The sequence below is a fragment of the Sulfurovum sp. genome, assembly GCA_026990595.1.
Lineage (GTDB): Bacteria > Campylobacterota > Campylobacteria > Campylobacterales > Sulfurovaceae > Sulfurovum.
On the sequence record JALXCZ010000049.1, the window covers coordinates 67,148 to 84,021 of the forward strand.

General features: G+C 39.2%; 18 protein-coding genes. 3 read left to right on the forward strand and 15 right to left on the reverse strand.

The window, feature by feature from the left end:
• The first annotated feature begins 49 nt into the window (after window positions 1-49).
• Entirely contained in the window at window positions 50-391 is a 342-nt protein-coding gene (locus tag MVE01_RS09975) for an SUI1 family translation initiation factor (protein ID WP_472562035.1), read from the forward strand.
• 35 nt (window positions 392-426) lie between these two features.
• Here MVE01_RS09975 and MVE01_RS09980 read toward each other — a convergent pair whose 3' ends face one another.
• From MVE01_RS09980 to MVE01_RS10000, 5 genes are all read right to left on the reverse strand, one after another.
• Window positions 427-1,086 (reverse strand): YeeE/YedE thiosulfate transporter family protein, encoded by a 660-nt coding sequence (locus tag MVE01_RS09980; protein WP_472562036.1) that lies wholly within the window; start codon window positions 1,084-1,086, stop codon window positions 427-429.
• 1 nt (window position 1,087) lies between these two features.
• Window positions 1,088-1,591 (reverse strand): YeeE/YedE thiosulfate transporter family protein, encoded by a 504-nt coding sequence (locus MVE01_RS09985; RefSeq protein ID WP_472562037.1) that lies wholly within the window; start codon window positions 1,589-1,591, stop codon window positions 1,088-1,090.
• An 86-nt stretch (window positions 1,592-1,677) separates the two neighbouring features.
• Window positions 1,678-2,961 (reverse strand): SagB family peptide dehydrogenase, encoded by a 1,284-nt coding sequence (locus tag MVE01_RS09990; RefSeq protein WP_472562038.1) that lies wholly within the window; start codon window positions 2,959-2,961, stop codon window positions 1,678-1,680.
• Window positions 2,961-3,311 (reverse strand): DUF309 domain-containing protein, encoded by a 351-nt coding sequence (locus tag MVE01_RS09995; RefSeq protein WP_472562039.1) that lies wholly within the window; start codon window positions 3,309-3,311, stop codon window positions 2,961-2,963. The genes MVE01_RS09990 and MVE01_RS09995 overlap by 1 nt, the downstream gene beginning before the upstream one ends.
• The gene (locus MVE01_RS10000; RefSeq protein ID WP_472562040.1) at window positions 3,311-5,293 is read right to left on the reverse strand and encodes a thioredoxin domain-containing protein; all 1,983 of its coding nucleotides are present in this window, start codon (window positions 5,291-5,293) and stop codon (window positions 3,311-3,313) included. Before MVE01_RS10000 ends, MVE01_RS09995 begins: the two co-directional genes overlap by 1 nt.
• A 49-nt stretch (window positions 5,294-5,342) precedes the next feature.
• Here MVE01_RS10000 and MVE01_RS10005 point away from each other — a divergent pair, with 49 nt between their 5' ends.
• On the forward strand, window positions 5,343-5,681 hold the full coding sequence (locus MVE01_RS10005; RefSeq protein WP_472562041.1) for a TraR/DksA family transcriptional regulator: 339 nt from the start codon (window positions 5,343-5,345) through the stop codon (window positions 5,679-5,681).
• On the opposite strand, the gene MVE01_RS10010 is transcribed toward MVE01_RS10005, so the two are convergent.
• The 4 genes from MVE01_RS10010 to MVE01_RS10025 form a co-directional block, all read right to left on the reverse strand.
• A complete protein-coding gene (locus MVE01_RS10010) occupies window positions 5,676-6,329 on the reverse strand; it encodes a LexA family transcriptional regulator (protein WP_472562042.1) in 654 nt (217 codons plus the stop codon). The two genes, MVE01_RS10005 and MVE01_RS10010, sit on opposite strands and share 6 nt — an antisense overlap.
• 305 nt (window positions 6,330-6,634) lie before the next feature.
• The gene (locus MVE01_RS10015; protein WP_472562043.1) at window positions 6,635-7,834 is read right to left on the reverse strand and encodes a molybdopterin molybdotransferase MoeA; all 1,200 of its coding nucleotides are present in this window, start codon (window positions 7,832-7,834) and stop codon (window positions 6,635-6,637) included.
• Window positions 7,831-8,265 (reverse strand): molybdopterin synthase catalytic subunit, encoded by a 435-nt coding sequence (locus tag MVE01_RS10020; RefSeq protein ID WP_472562044.1) that lies wholly within the window; start codon window positions 8,263-8,265, stop codon window positions 7,831-7,833. The genes MVE01_RS10015 and MVE01_RS10020 overlap by 4 nt, the downstream gene beginning before the upstream one ends.
• Window positions 8,266-8,267: 2 nt before the next feature.
• Window positions 8,268-8,489, reverse strand: coding sequence for a MoaD/ThiS family protein (locus MVE01_RS10025; protein WP_472562045.1), 222 nt, complete (start codon window positions 8,487-8,489; stop codon window positions 8,268-8,270).
• 70 nt (window positions 8,490-8,559) lie between these two features.
• On the opposite strand from MVE01_RS10025, the gene MVE01_RS10030 reads away from it, so the two are divergent.
• Window positions 8,560-9,195 (forward strand): MqnA/MqnD/SBP family protein, encoded by a 636-nt coding sequence (locus MVE01_RS10030; RefSeq protein WP_472562046.1) that lies wholly within the window; start codon window positions 8,560-8,562, stop codon window positions 9,193-9,195.
• 100 nt (window positions 9,196-9,295) lie between these two features.
• Here MVE01_RS10030 and gltX read toward each other — a convergent pair whose 3' ends face one another.
• The 6 genes from gltX to MVE01_RS10060 form a co-directional block, all read right to left on the reverse strand.
• Entirely contained in the window at window positions 9,296-10,687 is a 1,392-nt protein-coding gene (gene gltX / locus MVE01_RS10035; protein WP_472562047.1) for a glutamate--tRNA ligase, read from the reverse strand.
• A 132-nt stretch (window positions 10,688-10,819) separates the two neighbouring features.
• Window positions 10,820-11,251 carry a helix-hairpin-helix domain-containing protein gene (locus MVE01_RS10040; RefSeq protein ID WP_472562048.1) on the reverse strand — a complete coding sequence of 144 codons (432 nt, stop codon included), beginning with the start codon at window positions 11,249-11,251 and terminating at the stop codon, window positions 10,820-10,822.
• Between the two features lie 34 nt (window positions 11,252-11,285).
• Complete coding sequence (locus MVE01_RS10045) at window positions 11,286-13,067, reverse strand: UDP-N-acetylglucosamine 4,6-dehydratase family protein (RefSeq protein WP_472562049.1); 1,782 nt, start codon at window positions 13,065-13,067, stop codon at window positions 11,286-11,288.
• On the reverse strand, window positions 13,067-14,164 hold the full coding sequence (locus MVE01_RS10050) for an aminotransferase class I/II-fold pyridoxal phosphate-dependent enzyme (protein WP_472562050.1): 1,098 nt from the start codon (window positions 14,162-14,164) through the stop codon (window positions 13,067-13,069). Before MVE01_RS10050 ends, MVE01_RS10045 begins: the two co-directional genes overlap by 1 nt.
• A 6-nt stretch (window positions 14,165-14,170) precedes the next feature.
• Complete coding sequence (locus tag MVE01_RS10055) at window positions 14,171-14,767, reverse strand: sugar transferase (protein ID WP_472562051.1); 597 nt, start codon at window positions 14,765-14,767, stop codon at window positions 14,171-14,173.
• 3 nt (window positions 14,768-14,770) lie between these two features.
• Window positions 14,771-16,873 (reverse strand): STT3 domain-containing protein, encoded by a 2,103-nt coding sequence (locus MVE01_RS10060; protein ID WP_472562052.1) that lies wholly within the window; start codon window positions 16,871-16,873, stop codon window positions 14,771-14,773.
• Between the last annotated feature and the right edge of the window lies 1 nt (window position 16,874).

Below are 16,874 nucleotides of genomic sequence, written 5' to 3' on the forward strand. Positions count from 1 at the left end.
TTAAGACTAAAGTCTAATACAAGCCTTTCACTAAAAGAAAGGATATAAAATGCCGAGTCGTAAAAAAAATCTCTTTGAAATGGGTACGAACTTTGAGGATGGATGGAAATCTGATAATAAAGACCAGTCTACTAAAAAAATGTCAACTGAAATAAAAGAGCCTAACAAACATCAACTTCACTTTGCCAAAGAAAAACGCAGAGGGAAAACAGTGACTATTGTCAAACCGTTTTATTTGGTAAAAGCTGATTTACAGGCATTACTAAAAACCCTTAAAAAGAAATTGGGTACCGGAGGAACAATTAAAGAGAATAGTCTGGAGTTTCAGGGAGATATATCCAATACCCTTCGTACCCAGTTGGAGGCAGAAGGATATCGGTTTAAAATATAGGGGATCTCTAATAAGGGCACCCATAAGTAATTTGCCTAATTACGATCAGGTCTTTCATCATCAGGGAGCTGAGAAAGATCGGCTTCGTCAAAAAGTTCTTTTTTAGGGATAACAATAGCGATCAATGTCACTACAACACCAAAAATAAGAACGACCATATGCTCATGTCCCGGGAAAAGCGAAGGAAGTGTCAACTTTCCGGCACTCTCTCCCATTAACGGTTTAAAGAAATCATCATAATAGAGCGTAAAAACCAATCCGCCAAACAATCCGCCAATTGCACCTATCAATACGTCAATACGCCCTTCCGCAATGGAAATAGGACCTGTCCCTGGACATTTACCAAGAATCGCCATGGAGATACCGAAGAGTGTACCGCCAATAAGGAGCCCCTGCCACAAGATAGGCTTAATATGATAATGCGCTCCACCAGCTTCTATCATGTAATAGAGCCCTATACTGGTAAGCCCTACGGCAAGGAAAAGCATCTTGGGTACAATGGTGTCTTTAAGCATGGCAAAGCCTGCGATCTTCTCAAACTTGTCTACCCTTGTATACTGGATGATCCCGCCAAAGATGATACCAATGAGAAAAACTAAAGCCAGGGAACCATGCCCCTGGTGGATGACATTCTCAAACATTTGTGCGATACGTGAAAGTATATCTGTACCTTCTGTTTTTACAAGTACATCCATCTTATTTCTCCTTCACATTATAAAACAATCTGCCAGTTACGATCACCACAACCAGTACCACACCGCCAAAGATCATGGAAGATATCGCCATCTGGCTCATTCCTGACATAAAGTGACCTGAAGTACACCCTCCTGCCATTCGTGCACCAATAATCATGATGAATCCGGAGATAAAACTCCAAAATAATCTTGAGAGTACAGAGTTGTTTTTATATTTTTTCCAGCCGGAAGGTATCAATGAAAATCTAAAACTTCTTGTAATAAACACTGAAGTAACAAATCCTCCAACCAATGCACCAAAAAGCATAACACCTTCCCAGGATCCGGGATTGGAAATATCTTTTAGGTAACTGTATTTCTCAGGATCAAGATCAAAAATGATCCCTGCAAAGTATGGTACATACGTAGAAGCACCTATAGGTCTGTCTGCTCCAAAAACAGAAAATGTCAACAACAAAAGACCGGACATCAATATGCCACCCATCCACCATGGTAATCTATTCATAAAAATCCTTTAATTTTTGTGTGATTATAACAAAATATTAATCATTATATAGTATTTAATTATTTTATAATACCGTACAATTTTTCTTATTTACCTATTGCCAAAGCATACAAAACCATCTCATCATTTCCTAAAAAGTCATTCACCTCATCATCATAGTAAGCACCAATTCCTGAGCATCCTATCTGCATATATTGTGCAGCCACATAAAGTCTTTGCCCTATGATGCCTGCTTTTTGATAGAGTGCCTGATAATTTTTTGCTTTGGAGGTTAAGAAAAATGCTACGGCTCCTTGCTGTGAAAGTGAGTACTGTTCCAAAGAGAGATATCCTGCTTTTCTTGCAAAGTCTCCATACTCGATATATGCTCCATCTTTATAAAGCCCTAAAGGCATATCCAACACACGATTGACCACAACATACACAGAGACCTCTTCATCACAGTCAGAGAGTATGGGTTGATGTATCATCTCCATAATATAGTTAAACTGCCCTTTGGTAATGGCTCCTTCATGAAACCCACGTTGGGAGCGTCTGTTAAAAAGTGTCTCTTCTAGCTTGGTCGTATTGTAAGTAAACTTTGGTGCTTTTATTTGTTTTTTACACTCAGCTAAAAGCTTTGTTTCCATTGTTTCATGATAAGCTTCTTCGATAATCTCATTTTTTTCAAAACTTCTACTGCCATCTACATAAGGTAAGGAAAACTCTATAGCATTCACTTCACTCCTATGTATAGGCACTGCCATCACTGCCCCTGCTAAGAACCATTCACGTTCCTCAAAACCAAACATACGGTTGAGTTTCTCTTTGTCTATCGTGTACTGTATCTGCACGGCATGGGGTTTAAGAAGTGCTGCTGCTTCGATGCTTCCTAGCAAATGCCCTGCATCTAAAAGGCAGTAGCGCAATGCTCTGTTTTTATACTTCCAGGAGGATCTGTAGTAGATAGCCAAGACTAAAAACAGGTACCCACGCATCGCTGTTTTAAACCCAAAGTAAGGCTCTATACCCTCTACTTCACTTATCTCTTGTAGCAGTGTTAATGAGGAGCTTCTGACTTCATAATGGTAGATACCATCTCTTTTCCCCTCAACACCACGTACTTGAAAGTAAAGTTCATTGGGGTACAACGCACCTGCACTTGGATTAATACGTAGATAATATTCTCCACTGGGGTAACTCTTTTTTGCTGTAAGTCCTGCAATATGATAAAGAAAATTATCTTCTTGCTCTTCCAAATTCAGTTTAAATTTTTGATACTCTTCTGGGTAGTTCTTGTAAGTACGGGGCTGATCTTCCCAAGATAAACGGTTTGGGTTCGTACGTACAGAGTTGTAAGAGTGTTTTGTCGCAGCGTGGTACCAGTACATTACTCAAACATCTCACTATGCACTTGTTTAAGATTTTCTATTTTGTTACATGCCTCTTTAAACAGACCATAGTATGTAATCGTCTCCACACACAAATGTTTATGTCTTTCATACGATGCGATAACTCTTTGTACTTTATTTTTTACATTTGCTCTGTTGCGTTTGATATGTTCAAAGGTAATCGCCCCGTTAATGAGCCCTTTTGCCAAATTTGCCAAAGGGTCTTTTTTTAGACGCAAAGGATGCCATGCCTCTTCGAGCACTTCATGTGCTTCAAAATACTCCTCTTCATCAAGAAGTTTCATATAGTTTTTTAGTGCACCTTCTAAGTCATCGTTCATTGTAAGCATTATTTTACAGCCTCGTTTATTTTTTCAATCAGTTTTGTTATGTTTTTATCATGTGCAAAACACATCGTGGTTTTACATGCAAGATACTCATCACTCTCTTCTACAGCGCTTAAAAAAAAAGGATACTTCACTTTATCTAATACAGGTTGGGCGATACGTAACGCTTCTGGCTTTGCATGAATAATAATATCTCCCTTTTCCACACGTAAAAAAGTCTCTACCAGCTTAGGAGCCAAAGCAGGATTTTCTTCCAACACATTTGCCATGTTTGTAAAGGTCTCCTGCACAATAGCCTGATAGTGTAGATTCTCCTCCAAAGTTGCCATACGTACCAAATCGTCCAACATGACTGAAAGTGCAGAGGTATAATACCTGTCATCAAAATCGGCATACGCTTCGATGCCGTCATCACTCAGGTACCAACGCTTATTTCTATAAAACTTTTCGACTGCTTCTTTTGTTAAAGTTTCTGCAAGTTTTAAATACCCCTCGTCATAACTTCTCTCATAACCCTCTATCAATGCATCTATTAAAAAAGCATAGTCCTCAAGCAGTGCTTTTTGTACAGGTACTGTCCCTAAGAGTGTTTGATGAAAAAGTGTCTGTTTCACATACATTCTCCAAAGTAGCCCTTCCAATCTTTTTTGTGCCAATGCTAAATACTGTGTATCCATACGTGAGGCATAAAAGAGTGCCTTTATCATCATCGCATTCCAAGCTGTGTTTACTTTTTTATCCACAAAAGGGAAAGTACGCTTAGCACTCAACGCTTTCAAATACGCTTTGAATGCCTCTAGCTTTACCGGTACACGTTCACTTGTAATATGTGGCTGAGAGAACTCCCCATCTATATTTCCATCTTCTTCTATGCCCATATAGGCTAATACCTCTTCTATCTCTTTAGGCTTCCAGCCTTTCTCTTTGAGTGCTCTTTTAAGTTTTGTATAGTCATAAATAAAATATCCTCCCTCCTCTCCGTCTGAATCAGCATCACTGGCACTCAGGTAGACGCCCTCTTGCATATAGTTTTTCTCCATCTGGGCGATACTCTCCTCTATCACTTTTTTATAAAGTTTTTCTCCTGTCATTTCATATAGTGTGACATACACAGTGATAAGTTCTGCATTGGTATACAACATCTTTTCAAAATGTGGTATCTGCCACGCCTCATCGGTGGTGTATCTGAAAAAACCTCCTCCTATCTGGTCATAGAGTCCCCCTTGTGCCATTTTTTTGAGTGTCTGTTCTGCCATAAAAAATGCTCTCTGGTTCCCCGCTAGTCTAGAGATATCCAACAAAAGTGCCAACTTGGAAGCTTCAGGGAATTTAGGTCTTTTTGCAAAGCCCCCATGGGTTCGGTCAAACTGTTTTTCTATCTTCTTTAGCACTCGTTGCATGATATTACTACTTGGTTTTGTTTGAAGGGCATGCTGTATGGCTGTTTTTTTGTATTGTTCTATTGCTTTTTGAAAGGCACTATTCTCTTTTGCCAACTTCACAAAAGAGGGCAAGAGATTGAGCAAGCCCTTGGAGCCATACCCCTCCTCTTTAGGAATATAGGTTCCCATGAAAAACACCTCTTTATCTGCCGTCATAAAAATACTCAGTGGCCACCCTCCACGCTTACCATAGACATCTCTATAGATTTTCTGATATTTTTTATCTATCTGCGGATATTGTTCCCTGTCCACTTTGATGGAGACAAAATCTGCATTAAGTAATTTTGCTACTTCTTCATTTGTAAAACTCTCCGCTTCCATTTCATGACACCAGTGACAGGTACTGTATCCGATAGAAAGAAAAATGAGTTTATGCTCTTTTTTTGCTTTTTCAAATGCTTCTTTGCCCCAGGGATACCAGTTGACAGGATTATGCGCATGTTGTTGTAGATAAGGAGAGTGTTCTTTTATAAGCGCATTCGTATAGGAATGCTCTGCACAAAGAAAACTTGACAGAAATAGGGAAAAAAATAATTTTCGCATCTTTTACTCTTTAGTGTATAATATATTACTATATCATAAAGTGATACCTATGACCAAACAAGAAAAACAAACAATCAAAGAAAAAATAGAAAATGACATCATCACACTTACCCAACAGATAAAAGAGTTGGAAGAAAAAGTAAAACCCATTTCTCCAGACTGTGGACTAGGTAGACTCACACGTCTAGAAGCGATGGGAGAACAACATGTCAACAACAAAGTTCTAGATGAAGCAAGAGTCAGACTCACACGTCTTAACAATGCCCTGCAACGCATAAATAAACCGATGTTTGGCATTTGTATAGAGTGTGAGGAGAGTATCGGAGTCGGACGCATGTCTGTACGTCCTGAAAGTGTGAGATGTGTCAATTGTGCCAACAACCTATAATGATTCTATATTCCCCACAACCTTCCCCACAATAGTCACCTCCTCAGGAGAGATAGCCTGAGGAGGGTACATACTGTTGTCTGAGATAAGTTCTATCATCCCATCTGCACGTTGCTGGATACGTTTGATAAAAAGCCCACCTGTTGTAGAGGCGATGAAAATACCGTTTTTATTGATATTGGTTTGCTCCCTATCTACAAACACAATGCTCCCATCAAGGAGTGTAGGCTCCATAGACTCTCCATCCACATGGATCGCTTCAAGCTCTGTATTGCCCAACCCTACCATATTATGCATGATCTTCTCATCAAGGGTAATGGTTTCATAATTTTCATCGAACACTTCCGCACCACCTCCGGCACTTGCACGGATATCTGCAAAATAGCGTACCTGAAAGAACTTCTCGGTTTCTGCTTTAAGCATATCGACTGCCTGGTCAAAAAAGAGCCAGTTGACAGAGATCTTTTTCAATGCACAAAATTCCAAAATTTCTTCATAAGGAATAGAGTTTCTTTTTTTCATCGTAGCAAAGGTAGCCTGAGGGATGCCCAGTACATCCGCTACATCTTTGTCAAAAACTTTCTTCCCAATCGTTGTTTCAGAGATCACATCTTTGAGTTTATCTATAATTTCAGCTAAACGTACCATTTTGACTCCTTTTTTGTATATATATAGGTAATTATATAATATTTTTCTTAAAAGTATGACAATTTGACATATTTTTTAACTAATTTTATATTTTTATATACAATTTGATATATTTTAATTTAAAGGACAACAAAATGATCTATTCAAAAAACAAAGAGTTATTAAGCTATGCGATCAAGATGGGATGTAAAACAGCAGCAGAGTTTGCAATGTTTCTAAGAGCAAGAGAATCTATCTTGGCATTGTAGGGGCAAACCCATGTGTTTGCCCTTTAGATGGGTGAACACACAGGTTCACCCCTACAATCATCCAAAAAGTAATACGCTAACTTTATCACCAATCTCTTTGGAAGTATCATCTTCTGAAGTCACCAAAAGTGCAACATTACCAAGCATATTTGTAAGGATGGCAGAGGAACCTACTTTTTTACCTTCAAAGTCTACGTAATACTCACCCTGAAAAAGTGTTATATTACAAGCAGTATATTCTGCTTTTTTAGCACGCTTCACAAAAGGTTCTTTGAGTTTGGCTTTGACAGTATGCAGGGCTGATTTACCTTGCTGGAATTTTTCTATCAACGGTATCAGGTAAAGCAGTGCTGTGACGGTAGAGGAGTAGGCGAATCCCGGTAGCCCTATAATGAATTTATCCTCTTTTTTCGCTACCATAATATGCTGTCCGGGTTTGATACGTACCCCCTTAAAGACAACATCACAGCCAAGTTCGCGGATGACATCTTTGACAAAGTCAAAGTCACCTACACTCACACCCCCTGTAGTCACTACGATATCACTCTTCTCAAGTGCATCAGAAATAGCAGTAGTAATACTTGCCTTATCATCCTTAATACACCCTAACTGCATAGGTGTACCATCATATTTTTTAACGATCGCTTCTAAAATGTAGTTATTGGATGAGCGTATCTGGGCATCATTGGTCTGCTCAACACCCAGTTCAAGTAATTCAGAACCAGTTGAAAGTATAGCAACAGTAGGCTTTTCATAGACAAGTACATTGGCAATATTCAAGCTTGCCATCACACCTATCTGAGGAAAGTCTATTTTGGTACCTTTTGAAATAAGTAACTTCCCTTTGGCATAATTCTCTCCCACTTCGCGTACAGAGAAACCTTGGGGAACCTCTTCTTTAATGATGATCTCATCACCTTCTACCTCTACATTCTCTATAGGAATAAGTGTATCTGCCCCATGAGGCATAAGTGAACCGGTAAATGTTTTAATGCAGGTTCCCCCTATCACATCTTCTTTTAGCGCAGAACCAGCAGGGTTGATACTGGCGAGCTTCAGTCTCCCTATTGCCATATCATCATAATTGATCGCGTAACCGTCCATCGCAGAGGTAGGAAACTCCGGAGAGTTGTGGTCAGCGATGATATCTTCTGCCAGCACATACCCTAATGCATCTACAAGGTAGAGTTTTTTTGTTTTACAGTTATTTATCTCTAAATTTTCTATCATTTGGATAGATTTATCAAAATGCATCATGCTAATAATCCTGCTCCATTCATTGCTGTACTTCTATCGGCTGCGTAAATACGCTCACCATTTTTCACATCATATTTCCAGATAGGCGCATTGGCTTTAAAGTCTTCGACAAACGCATCTATAAGCTCCAAAGCCACCCTGCGCTTAGGCGAAAATACTGCCGATACATACGAAGAGGTATGCACAGGTACATCCCCTACAGAATGTGCCATCTTTACTACTGCTCCTAATGCTTTGGCTTTTTCTTGCCATGCATCAAACCATGCTTTAAGTACAGGCTCATAAATGTCAAAACTCAGTGCCTCTATATCATCCTCTGCACGGATCGTACCTACAAAAGGGATATACGCACCATAGTTTGACTCAGCTTGTTCATCGAGCCATCTGCCAAATATCTCTTTGGCATCGAGTGGTCCATTATAGAGTTCCACGGCTAGCCTCCACACACAGGTGGCAAGATAGAAACTCTATCTCCATCTTTAAGTGCAGTATTTAAGTCATTTACCATAGTATCATTTAATGCTACAGCACATTTATCTAGCCAATGGCTTAATGTACTATCTTCTTTTAACTTAGATGCAACATCTGCAAGTGTGTTTGCATCCATCTCTAGTGGTGCTTTACCTATGGGACCTAAAAATTCAACTTTTATCATGGGATAATCCTTTACGCGATTATAATTCTTGTTTGGTATAATACTGCTTAATAAATAAAGGGGTAAATGCGTGTTATTTGGAAGTATCAGCTATCTTAACCTCTTACCTTTTCAAGTTTTCTTAAAACGCTACATCTCGAACAATGCTGCCAGTATGTCCTATAGTCACAACCGTGCTGTTCCTTCTACTATCAATAAAGCTCTCAAACGTAGAGCTATCCATGCAGCATTCATCTCATCGGTAGAATCACGTAAATGTAAGTGTACAGACTTGGGCATCATTGCCCATAAAAAAGTTTACTCCGTTCTACTACTTGAAGGCAAAAACCAAACAGACCCAGCGTCTGCTACATCTAACCAACTTGCCAATATACTTAACTTGCAAGGTAAAGTCCTTATAGGTGATGCCGCACTAAAATACTACCTAGATGGAGGAGAAGGGTTAGATCTTGCCGAAGAGTGGTATAGCAAAACAGGTTTACCCTTCGTTTTTGCAAGACTCTGTTACAACAAACATGGAAAAAGTATAGAGAAACTAGCACATACTTTTGCCCAGACCAAAGTAAAAATACCCCAATACATTTTAAAACATGAAGCAAAGAAAAGAGGAATTACGCCTAAACAACTCATTTGGTATTTGGAACATATTTATTATAAACTGGATTGGAAAGCGAAGCTGTCGCTTAAAAAGTTTTTATCTGCGTAGGGTGTTGTCCCACGACAACACCTTTTATATAAATCCAAAAGATATTTTATTTTCCCATTAGTCGGTGTTGTAAGGGTACAACACCCTACAAAAAACAAATCTATTCTATCGTTGTTACAGCTCTCTCAATACGTGTAATCGTCTCATCCACACCCAAAATAGCCATCACTTCATCCATCCCTGCACCAGTCATACTTCCAAGCAGACTGACACGAAGCGGCATACCGATCTTTCCGAAACCTATCTCTTTGTCTGCTACAAGCTTCTCCATTACTGCATGGCAGTCAGATGGCAGATGCAACGGTTTCTCCCAGGTTTGAAGCATTGCAATGAAGTCTGTGAGTATGGCTTTCGCATCACCTTTGAACGCTTTTTTCACTGCTTTCTCATCATAGGCTTTCGGGGCATGGAGAATAAGATTGATCTGGTTAGAGAGCTCAACCAGTGTCTTTCCACGCTCTTTGGTTGCATCTAAAAGCATTTCCAACTTATCATGCCCGGCAATATCCACACCAAAATCCTTTAGCATCTCTGCCAATTTTTCGTTGGAAGTGTTCTTAATATAGTGGGCATTGAGCCAAAGGAGTTTGTCTAAGTTGTAGTTAGAGGAACTCTTGTTAATGTCATTTGGGTCAAAGAGGTTTATCATCTCTTCCAGGCTAAATATCTCTTGATCCCCATGACTCCACCCAAGACGCACAAGGAAGTTTAGCAGTGCCTCCGGCAGGTAGCCCATAGTCTTATACTCCATCACATCGGTTGCACCGTCACGTTTGGAGAGTTTTTTACCCTGTTCATTGTTGATCATCGCTACATGGTAGAAGTTTGGTATTTTAAAGCCCAGTGCATTATAAACAACAATCTGCTTAGGGGTATTGTAAAGATGGTCATCACCGCGTATGACATCCGTAAGCCCCATAAGCGCATCATCAATCGCTACAACAAAGTTGTAAGTAGGACTTCCGTCTGCACGTGCGATGACAAAATCATCCACCTCCTTGGCATCCACAGAGAACTCACCTTTGACACCATCCACAAAAGAGATACGCCCTTCTTGCGGTGCCTTAATACGGATAACAGGGGCAATACCCTCTGGAGGCGTACCTGTAAAATCACGGTAACGCCCATCATAACGCGTACGCTCTTTTTTTGCCATCTGCTCTTCACGAAGTGCGGCAAGTTCTTCTTTGGACATATAACACTTATAGGCTTTACCCTCTTCTAGGAGTTGGTCAATGTATGTTTTATATAAATCAAATCGTTTGGATTGGTAGACCACCTCCCCATCATGACTCATACCCACCCACTCAAAGGCTTTTAAGATGGCATCTTTTGCCTCTTCGGAATTTCTTGCCATATCTGTATCTTCGATACGAAGTAGGAACTTTCCGTTGTTATGCTTAGCTGTCAACCAGGAAAAAAGTGCGGTTCTGAGACCACCAATATGTAAATACCCTGTAGGAGAGGGTGCAAAACGTGTAACTGTAGACATATCTATATACCTTATAATAAATTATGTGATTGTATCTAAAATGTGGTTAAGGAGGATTTTGTTTGTTTTTTTATTGCTGTATTTTAATAGTTTGCGACAGGCGGTGTCATTATTTAACACCCCCCTACATGACTAGTTCTTCTTTTTAGACTTTGTTTTTTTCGTTTTCTTTGCTTTAGTCTTTTTTGTTTTAGTTTTTTTTGTCTTCTTCTTTAACTCTTTTTTCTTCTCATCCATAGATTTTATTTTACGTTTTTTAGTCGTTTTTTCTGCTTTTTCTTTCTTCTCTTTTTTTGCTTTTGATTTTGTTTTTTTATGCTTCTTCTCAGCTTTTTCTTTCACATCTTTTTTCTTTTTGGAAACTCTTTTCTTCGTGGTTTTTTTCACTTTTTTTACATCTGCTGCTGACTTTACATCATTCTTAATATTCGCTGCTGTCTGCTCACCGATCCCGTTGATCTCCATAAGTTCTGCTTTTGATGCCGAATTCAATTTACTCAAACTCATACCGAACAGTGTGCTTGTAGCAAGTACCAGAAATCCCATAATCACTTTCTTTAACATTCTTCTTCCTTTAAATTAAATTTAGATGAGAAGATTATAGCAAATCTTCTCTTGTGAATTCAGGCACGATCTTCTGCAGTGCCTTAACCTTATCTTCAGCCTTTAATAATACTTCAATATCGTGAGTTAATTGTGTAATATCGTACACAGTAGGTCTGGTGATGAAAATGGAGCTGTATTTCGTTTTCTGCTCACTCTCATCCAATAAAAGTTCTTCATAAAGCTTTTCTCCAGGTCGTAAACCTATAAACGCTATGTCAATTTCATCTTCCTTCCCATAAAGTCGTATCATCTGGCGTGCAAGATCAAGGATCTTGACCGGTTCACCCATATCTAAAATAAAAAGTTCTCCGCCTTTTGCTATGGCAGCAGTCTGCAATACCAACTTACATGCCTCAGGAATGAGCATGAAATAACGGGTGATCTCAGGATGTGTTACTGTCACAGGTCCTCCCTCTTCTATCTGCTGTTTGAACTTTGGTATCACCGAACCGCTTGATCCCAATACATTCCCAAACCTTACAGCTACAATCTCTGTTTTTTTACTCTCAACATTCTGTGCATAAAGTTCAGTGACACGTTTTGTTGCACCCATAACATTGGTAGGACGAACCGCCTTGTCCGTAGAGATGATAACCACTTTTTGTACCCCATACTTTATACTGACATCCATCACCACCTTCGAGCCTACAACATTATTATAAACCGCTGTTTCCTGATTTGATTCACATACAGGTACATGTTTATAAGCAGCGGCATGTATCACGATATCTGGTTTAGCTGTTTCAAATATCTTCTCAAGCAGAGTTCTGTTTGTGATATTTAAAAGTTTTAAAGTCGTATTTGGAAGCTGTTCTCCTATCTGGTACAGATTGTATTCACTGTGATCTACCAGTGTCAATGCTGCTGCACCGAATTTTTCACACTGTTTTGCAATTTCGGAACCGATACTCCCACCGGCTCCGGTAATAAGTATTTTTTTGGCTTTAATAAAATTTTCAATCACTTCCAGATCAAGATCTTTGGGATGGCGTGCCAAGAGATCTTCAATAGAGAGATCTTCCAGTTTTTCATGTTCAGAGCCAAGGAGCTTTACCTGTTTGATCTCCTTTATTCCTATCCTATTCAGTCTGTCTGCTATTTTTTTTAGTATATCTGAAGAGAGTTTTTCCGTTACAATAGCTGATACAATCTCTTTGCTTTGTACGATCTCTTCCAAGCTTTTTTCATGATAGACACGCACATTACTGATGTATGCATCCGTGACTGTTTCATCTTTATCCAATGAAACAATTGCAACCGGATAATAATCGATCTCATTTTTTAAAGCACTTTGGATGATCGTATCTGTTTTACTGTTAACCCCGATGATCAATGTAGGTTTGACAAACTCCCGTACGACACCTTCTCTAAATAAACGCTTACTTGCCCGTAATCCACCAAGAACGATGAGCGATAAAAAGAAATCGATCACAATCACAGAACGGGGAAATGGACTGAACTCTTCTCTAAATAAAAAATAAATCATACTGAACGTCACATAAGCCAGAATATGTGCCTTAATCATATTTTTGGTATCAAAAAAACCAAAAAAACGCCATACGATCTGATAATTTCTTAGGATGACCAAAAAAAAGATCTTTAAAGAGACTAATACACCAAAAGTCAACCAGAATGAATGCCAGAAAGATTCCGGAATATGAAAATTAAAACGCAGATTATAAGCAAAAAACAACGTTGACAAAGAGAGAATAAAGTCTGCAATAATAAAAAAGGCTTTTCGTTTAAATGAGGTTGGTCGAAGCAGTTGTTTCATTACAAGACCCTTTTTACGACATCACATATACGATAGACATCTTCATCATGCATGCTAGAACCGCTTGGCAGACAGATACCCTGTTCAAATAGTTTTTGGCATGTACCGTCTTCTGTTACCCGGGCATCTTTAAACAATGGCTGCATATGCATCGGTTTCCATAATGGTCTGCTCTCTATATTTTCTTTCTCTAGCGCTTCTATCAGTGTATTGGGGTCAGTATGTGTAAGAAGTGCGGTCGTTAACCAGCGGTTTCCTCTACTCTTCCCAATCTCAGGCATAAACATTATTTCATTTGTCTGCGAGAGTTCCTTTTCATAAAGTGCAAATATCTCTCTTCTTCTTTCTACTCGTTGTGACAATACTTCCATCTGTGCCACACCAATGGCTGCAAGTACATTGGACATACGGTAGTTATATCCAAACTCTTTATGCTCGTAATACAAAAAGTCCTCTTTTGCCTGTGTGGAGAGAAATTTGGCTTTTTCTATCCATGCTTGATTGTCACTCACCAACATACCTCCACCTGAAGTAGTCAGTATTTTATTGCCATTGAAAGAGTACACTGCCATATCTCCAAAAGTCCCACTCTGCTTGCCATCATAAGAAGCCCCTAAAGATTCTGCTGCATCTTCTATGAGGTAGATACCTTCTTCTTTACAGATTGCCATGATTTCATCCAGTTTACATACCTGCCCATACAGGTGTGTAACAATAAGTGCTTTAGGTTTTTTAGGCGCTTTGGCTATGGCTTCTTTGAGTAATACTGGTGAGATATTCCAGCTCTCATCACTGTCTACGAAGATCGGTTTGGCATTTTGGTAAAGTATAGCATTCACTGAGCCAATAAAAGTAAAACTCGAAGCCAAAACATAATCTCCCTCACCCACACCCAAGACCCGTAAAGCCAAATGCAAGCCAGCAGTGGCTGAAGAGAGTGCCAAAGCATTTAATGCTCCCGTATATGTTTTTATACTCTCTTCAAAACGATCTACAAATGTACCCAGAGGTGCGATATAGTTACTTTCAAATACTTCTGCGATATACTGCTGTTCCCTACCGCTCATATGGGGAGGGGAAAGAAAGATTTTATCCATTATTCTTTATCCTGTTATTGTTCTGAGTATATATTCTATATCTTTTTTGAGTGACCACTCTTGCATATAGATTTTATTGATGTGTACTTTATCCGGCCATATAATTTCTTTATTATAGCATTCAGGATCCTTCTGTTTGGCTAAAAGTTCCTCTTCATTTCTATACTTCAAAGATGCCGGTCCTGTAATACCGGGACGGATTTCCAAGATCATTCTGTCTTCTCCTCTAAGTTTGTCGGCAAAGCCCGGGACATCAGGTCTCGGACCGACAAAACTCATAGAACCGAAGAGCACATTAAAAAGCTGGGGAAGCTCATCGATCTTATAACGGCGCATCAAAGTACCGCTTTTAGTAATTCGACTATCTCCGCTGACGGTTACGGTACTCTCCATCCCGCTTATGGGTTTCATTGTTTTTAACTTATATACGCTAAAAGGCTTTCCTCTCCTGCCAATACGTGTTTGTATAAAAAGTCCGTTACTTTTTGTCTCTACTGAGGCGATGAACCAGGCAAAAAGCATCAGCCACCATGTCAAACCTATACCTACTACAGATAAACCTATATCAAAAAGTCGTTTGATCTGTCTGTCTGTACTGTTCAATATTTATCTCTTCAGTTTGTAAATTCTGCTGTAAGGGGAGGATACTACCAACTCGAAAAGATTTTTATCATATTTTCCAAGCAGGAACATCTGTACATACATGGAATTGAATATTTCATTGTCCATCACTACAAACTGTCCATAACTTTTCATATAGATGACACTGTATTCACCATCTGTATGATAAAGTTGTGATTGCAGTATAATCTTCCCCTCTTTTGTATTTTGTGTAATAATAAAATGTTTGACCGCCTTCTTTTCAGTGCCTAAAGTGATCTCACCCTGTTTGGTATCAAAGACAATCCCATTTCTCATAACAAGTATGCCATTGTTATTACTCATTGCATAGCTGGGATAAAAAGAGATTCTGCGCTCTGCTTTTCCGGTAGACAGATCCAGATTACCGAATACTGCCACAGTAGGAAAGATATTGAGCATACGATAAGGCATATAGAGATAAATATCCCTTGTTTTTTTAGGAAGTTTATACTCACTACTCTGTAATTGCGATAAAAAAAGATTTGGATCCAGCTGATCTTTTTGATTATCCTTAAATAATGTGTCCGTGATTTTTGAGTAATTAGAATCAATATAAGTCTCTACTGACAAGCGCCCTAAATTCACAGCCATATCCGCAGAAGATGTCTGCATAATCTTTGAAATAATGAAATTGTCATGATGATGCTTTGATCCGTCTATCAATGTAGAAGTATCTGAATAATACCAGATAGGATAACCGTAATCCCACCAGCTCAGGGTATAATCTTTGGCATTGGCTATTTTATTGAGTGCTTCAAGATCCTGAACTTCAGATTTATTCAATACCGTTGGAACTTTATATCCGATAATATGTTCTATATTGGGTATCAAAGGGAGTAAAGACAATATTGCAAAGCCCAAGTAGGCAACCTTTTTATTTTCAACATACTGCATCAATACATAAAAAAGATAGATTACAGAAAATGCAGCAACAGGTACGGCATAGACAGTAAATCTGAGTCCTGCCCAATGGGCAAAGACACCGACCCCGATAAGGGGAAGTGCTAAAATGAATGGTTTATGTCTAATAACCAGTAAGATATACCCAATCAGACTGGCTGTCAGCAATACAGGATGCCCTATAATTCTATTCGCTACTGTCTCCCAGGAGATCTTTCCCGCTTCTCTTACCGTTTGGATCACCTGATAAAAGTGCAATCCATGCTCTTCTACCCCACGATCAAGATAACCTCTCAGTTTCTCAAGGATCAATCCGAATACATCTCCAAAAAAGAGAAATACCACAATAGAGCCTAATGCAAGATAGAAAAATCTTTTGTTATCAAGTCTGTTTTTTACCTGTTCAAGGAAAAGAAAGATCACAATGATCAATAATGCTTTAAGCCAGATAGGAACTCCCCAAAGAGCAATAGAAGCCACGATGATAAACAGGTAACTGCTCTGTTCTTCTTTCTGGAAAAGTATTTGATAAAGTGTCCACAACACGAACATCGCATAGATCAGACTCAACCCCTGAGGATAGAAGAACGGATACGCAAGCAGTGCAAATGCCAACCACAATACATTCCTGTCCTTTTTTTCATAAATGGTCAACAGAAAAAAATACAAAACAGTAAACTGTAGCAATACTGAGAACATGTCGGTATCATAGTAGCCGATCATGGTTCTGTTATAGTAACTCCATGCGATGGAGCCAAGCAGGGCAGCAAAAAAACCAACCCAAGGCAATTTGATCAATTTACCCACAAGGATCAGCGGAACCACAACCAAACTGGAAATAATAGCCGGCAGATACAAGATCACCGTCTCCAGCGACATAGGTGTATATTTGGCAAGCAAGTAGCTGATATAGACAAATCCGGGATAACTCTCTATCGCAATATGTATACGGGGGTTGTCCGCATGTGCTCCATTGAGTAGATACTCTACCGCAGAAGCAAAGAAATAACCGTCATTCGTATTGATCATGATCTGACCATTCCAGATAAAATTCGGATTGTCTTTGACCTGCCACACCCATATGAGCCTGACAGCAAAACTGAACACATATGCAACCAGCATTAAAAGGCTGATCTCTTTCCACCCTAACTCTTTGTTTTTAAACATA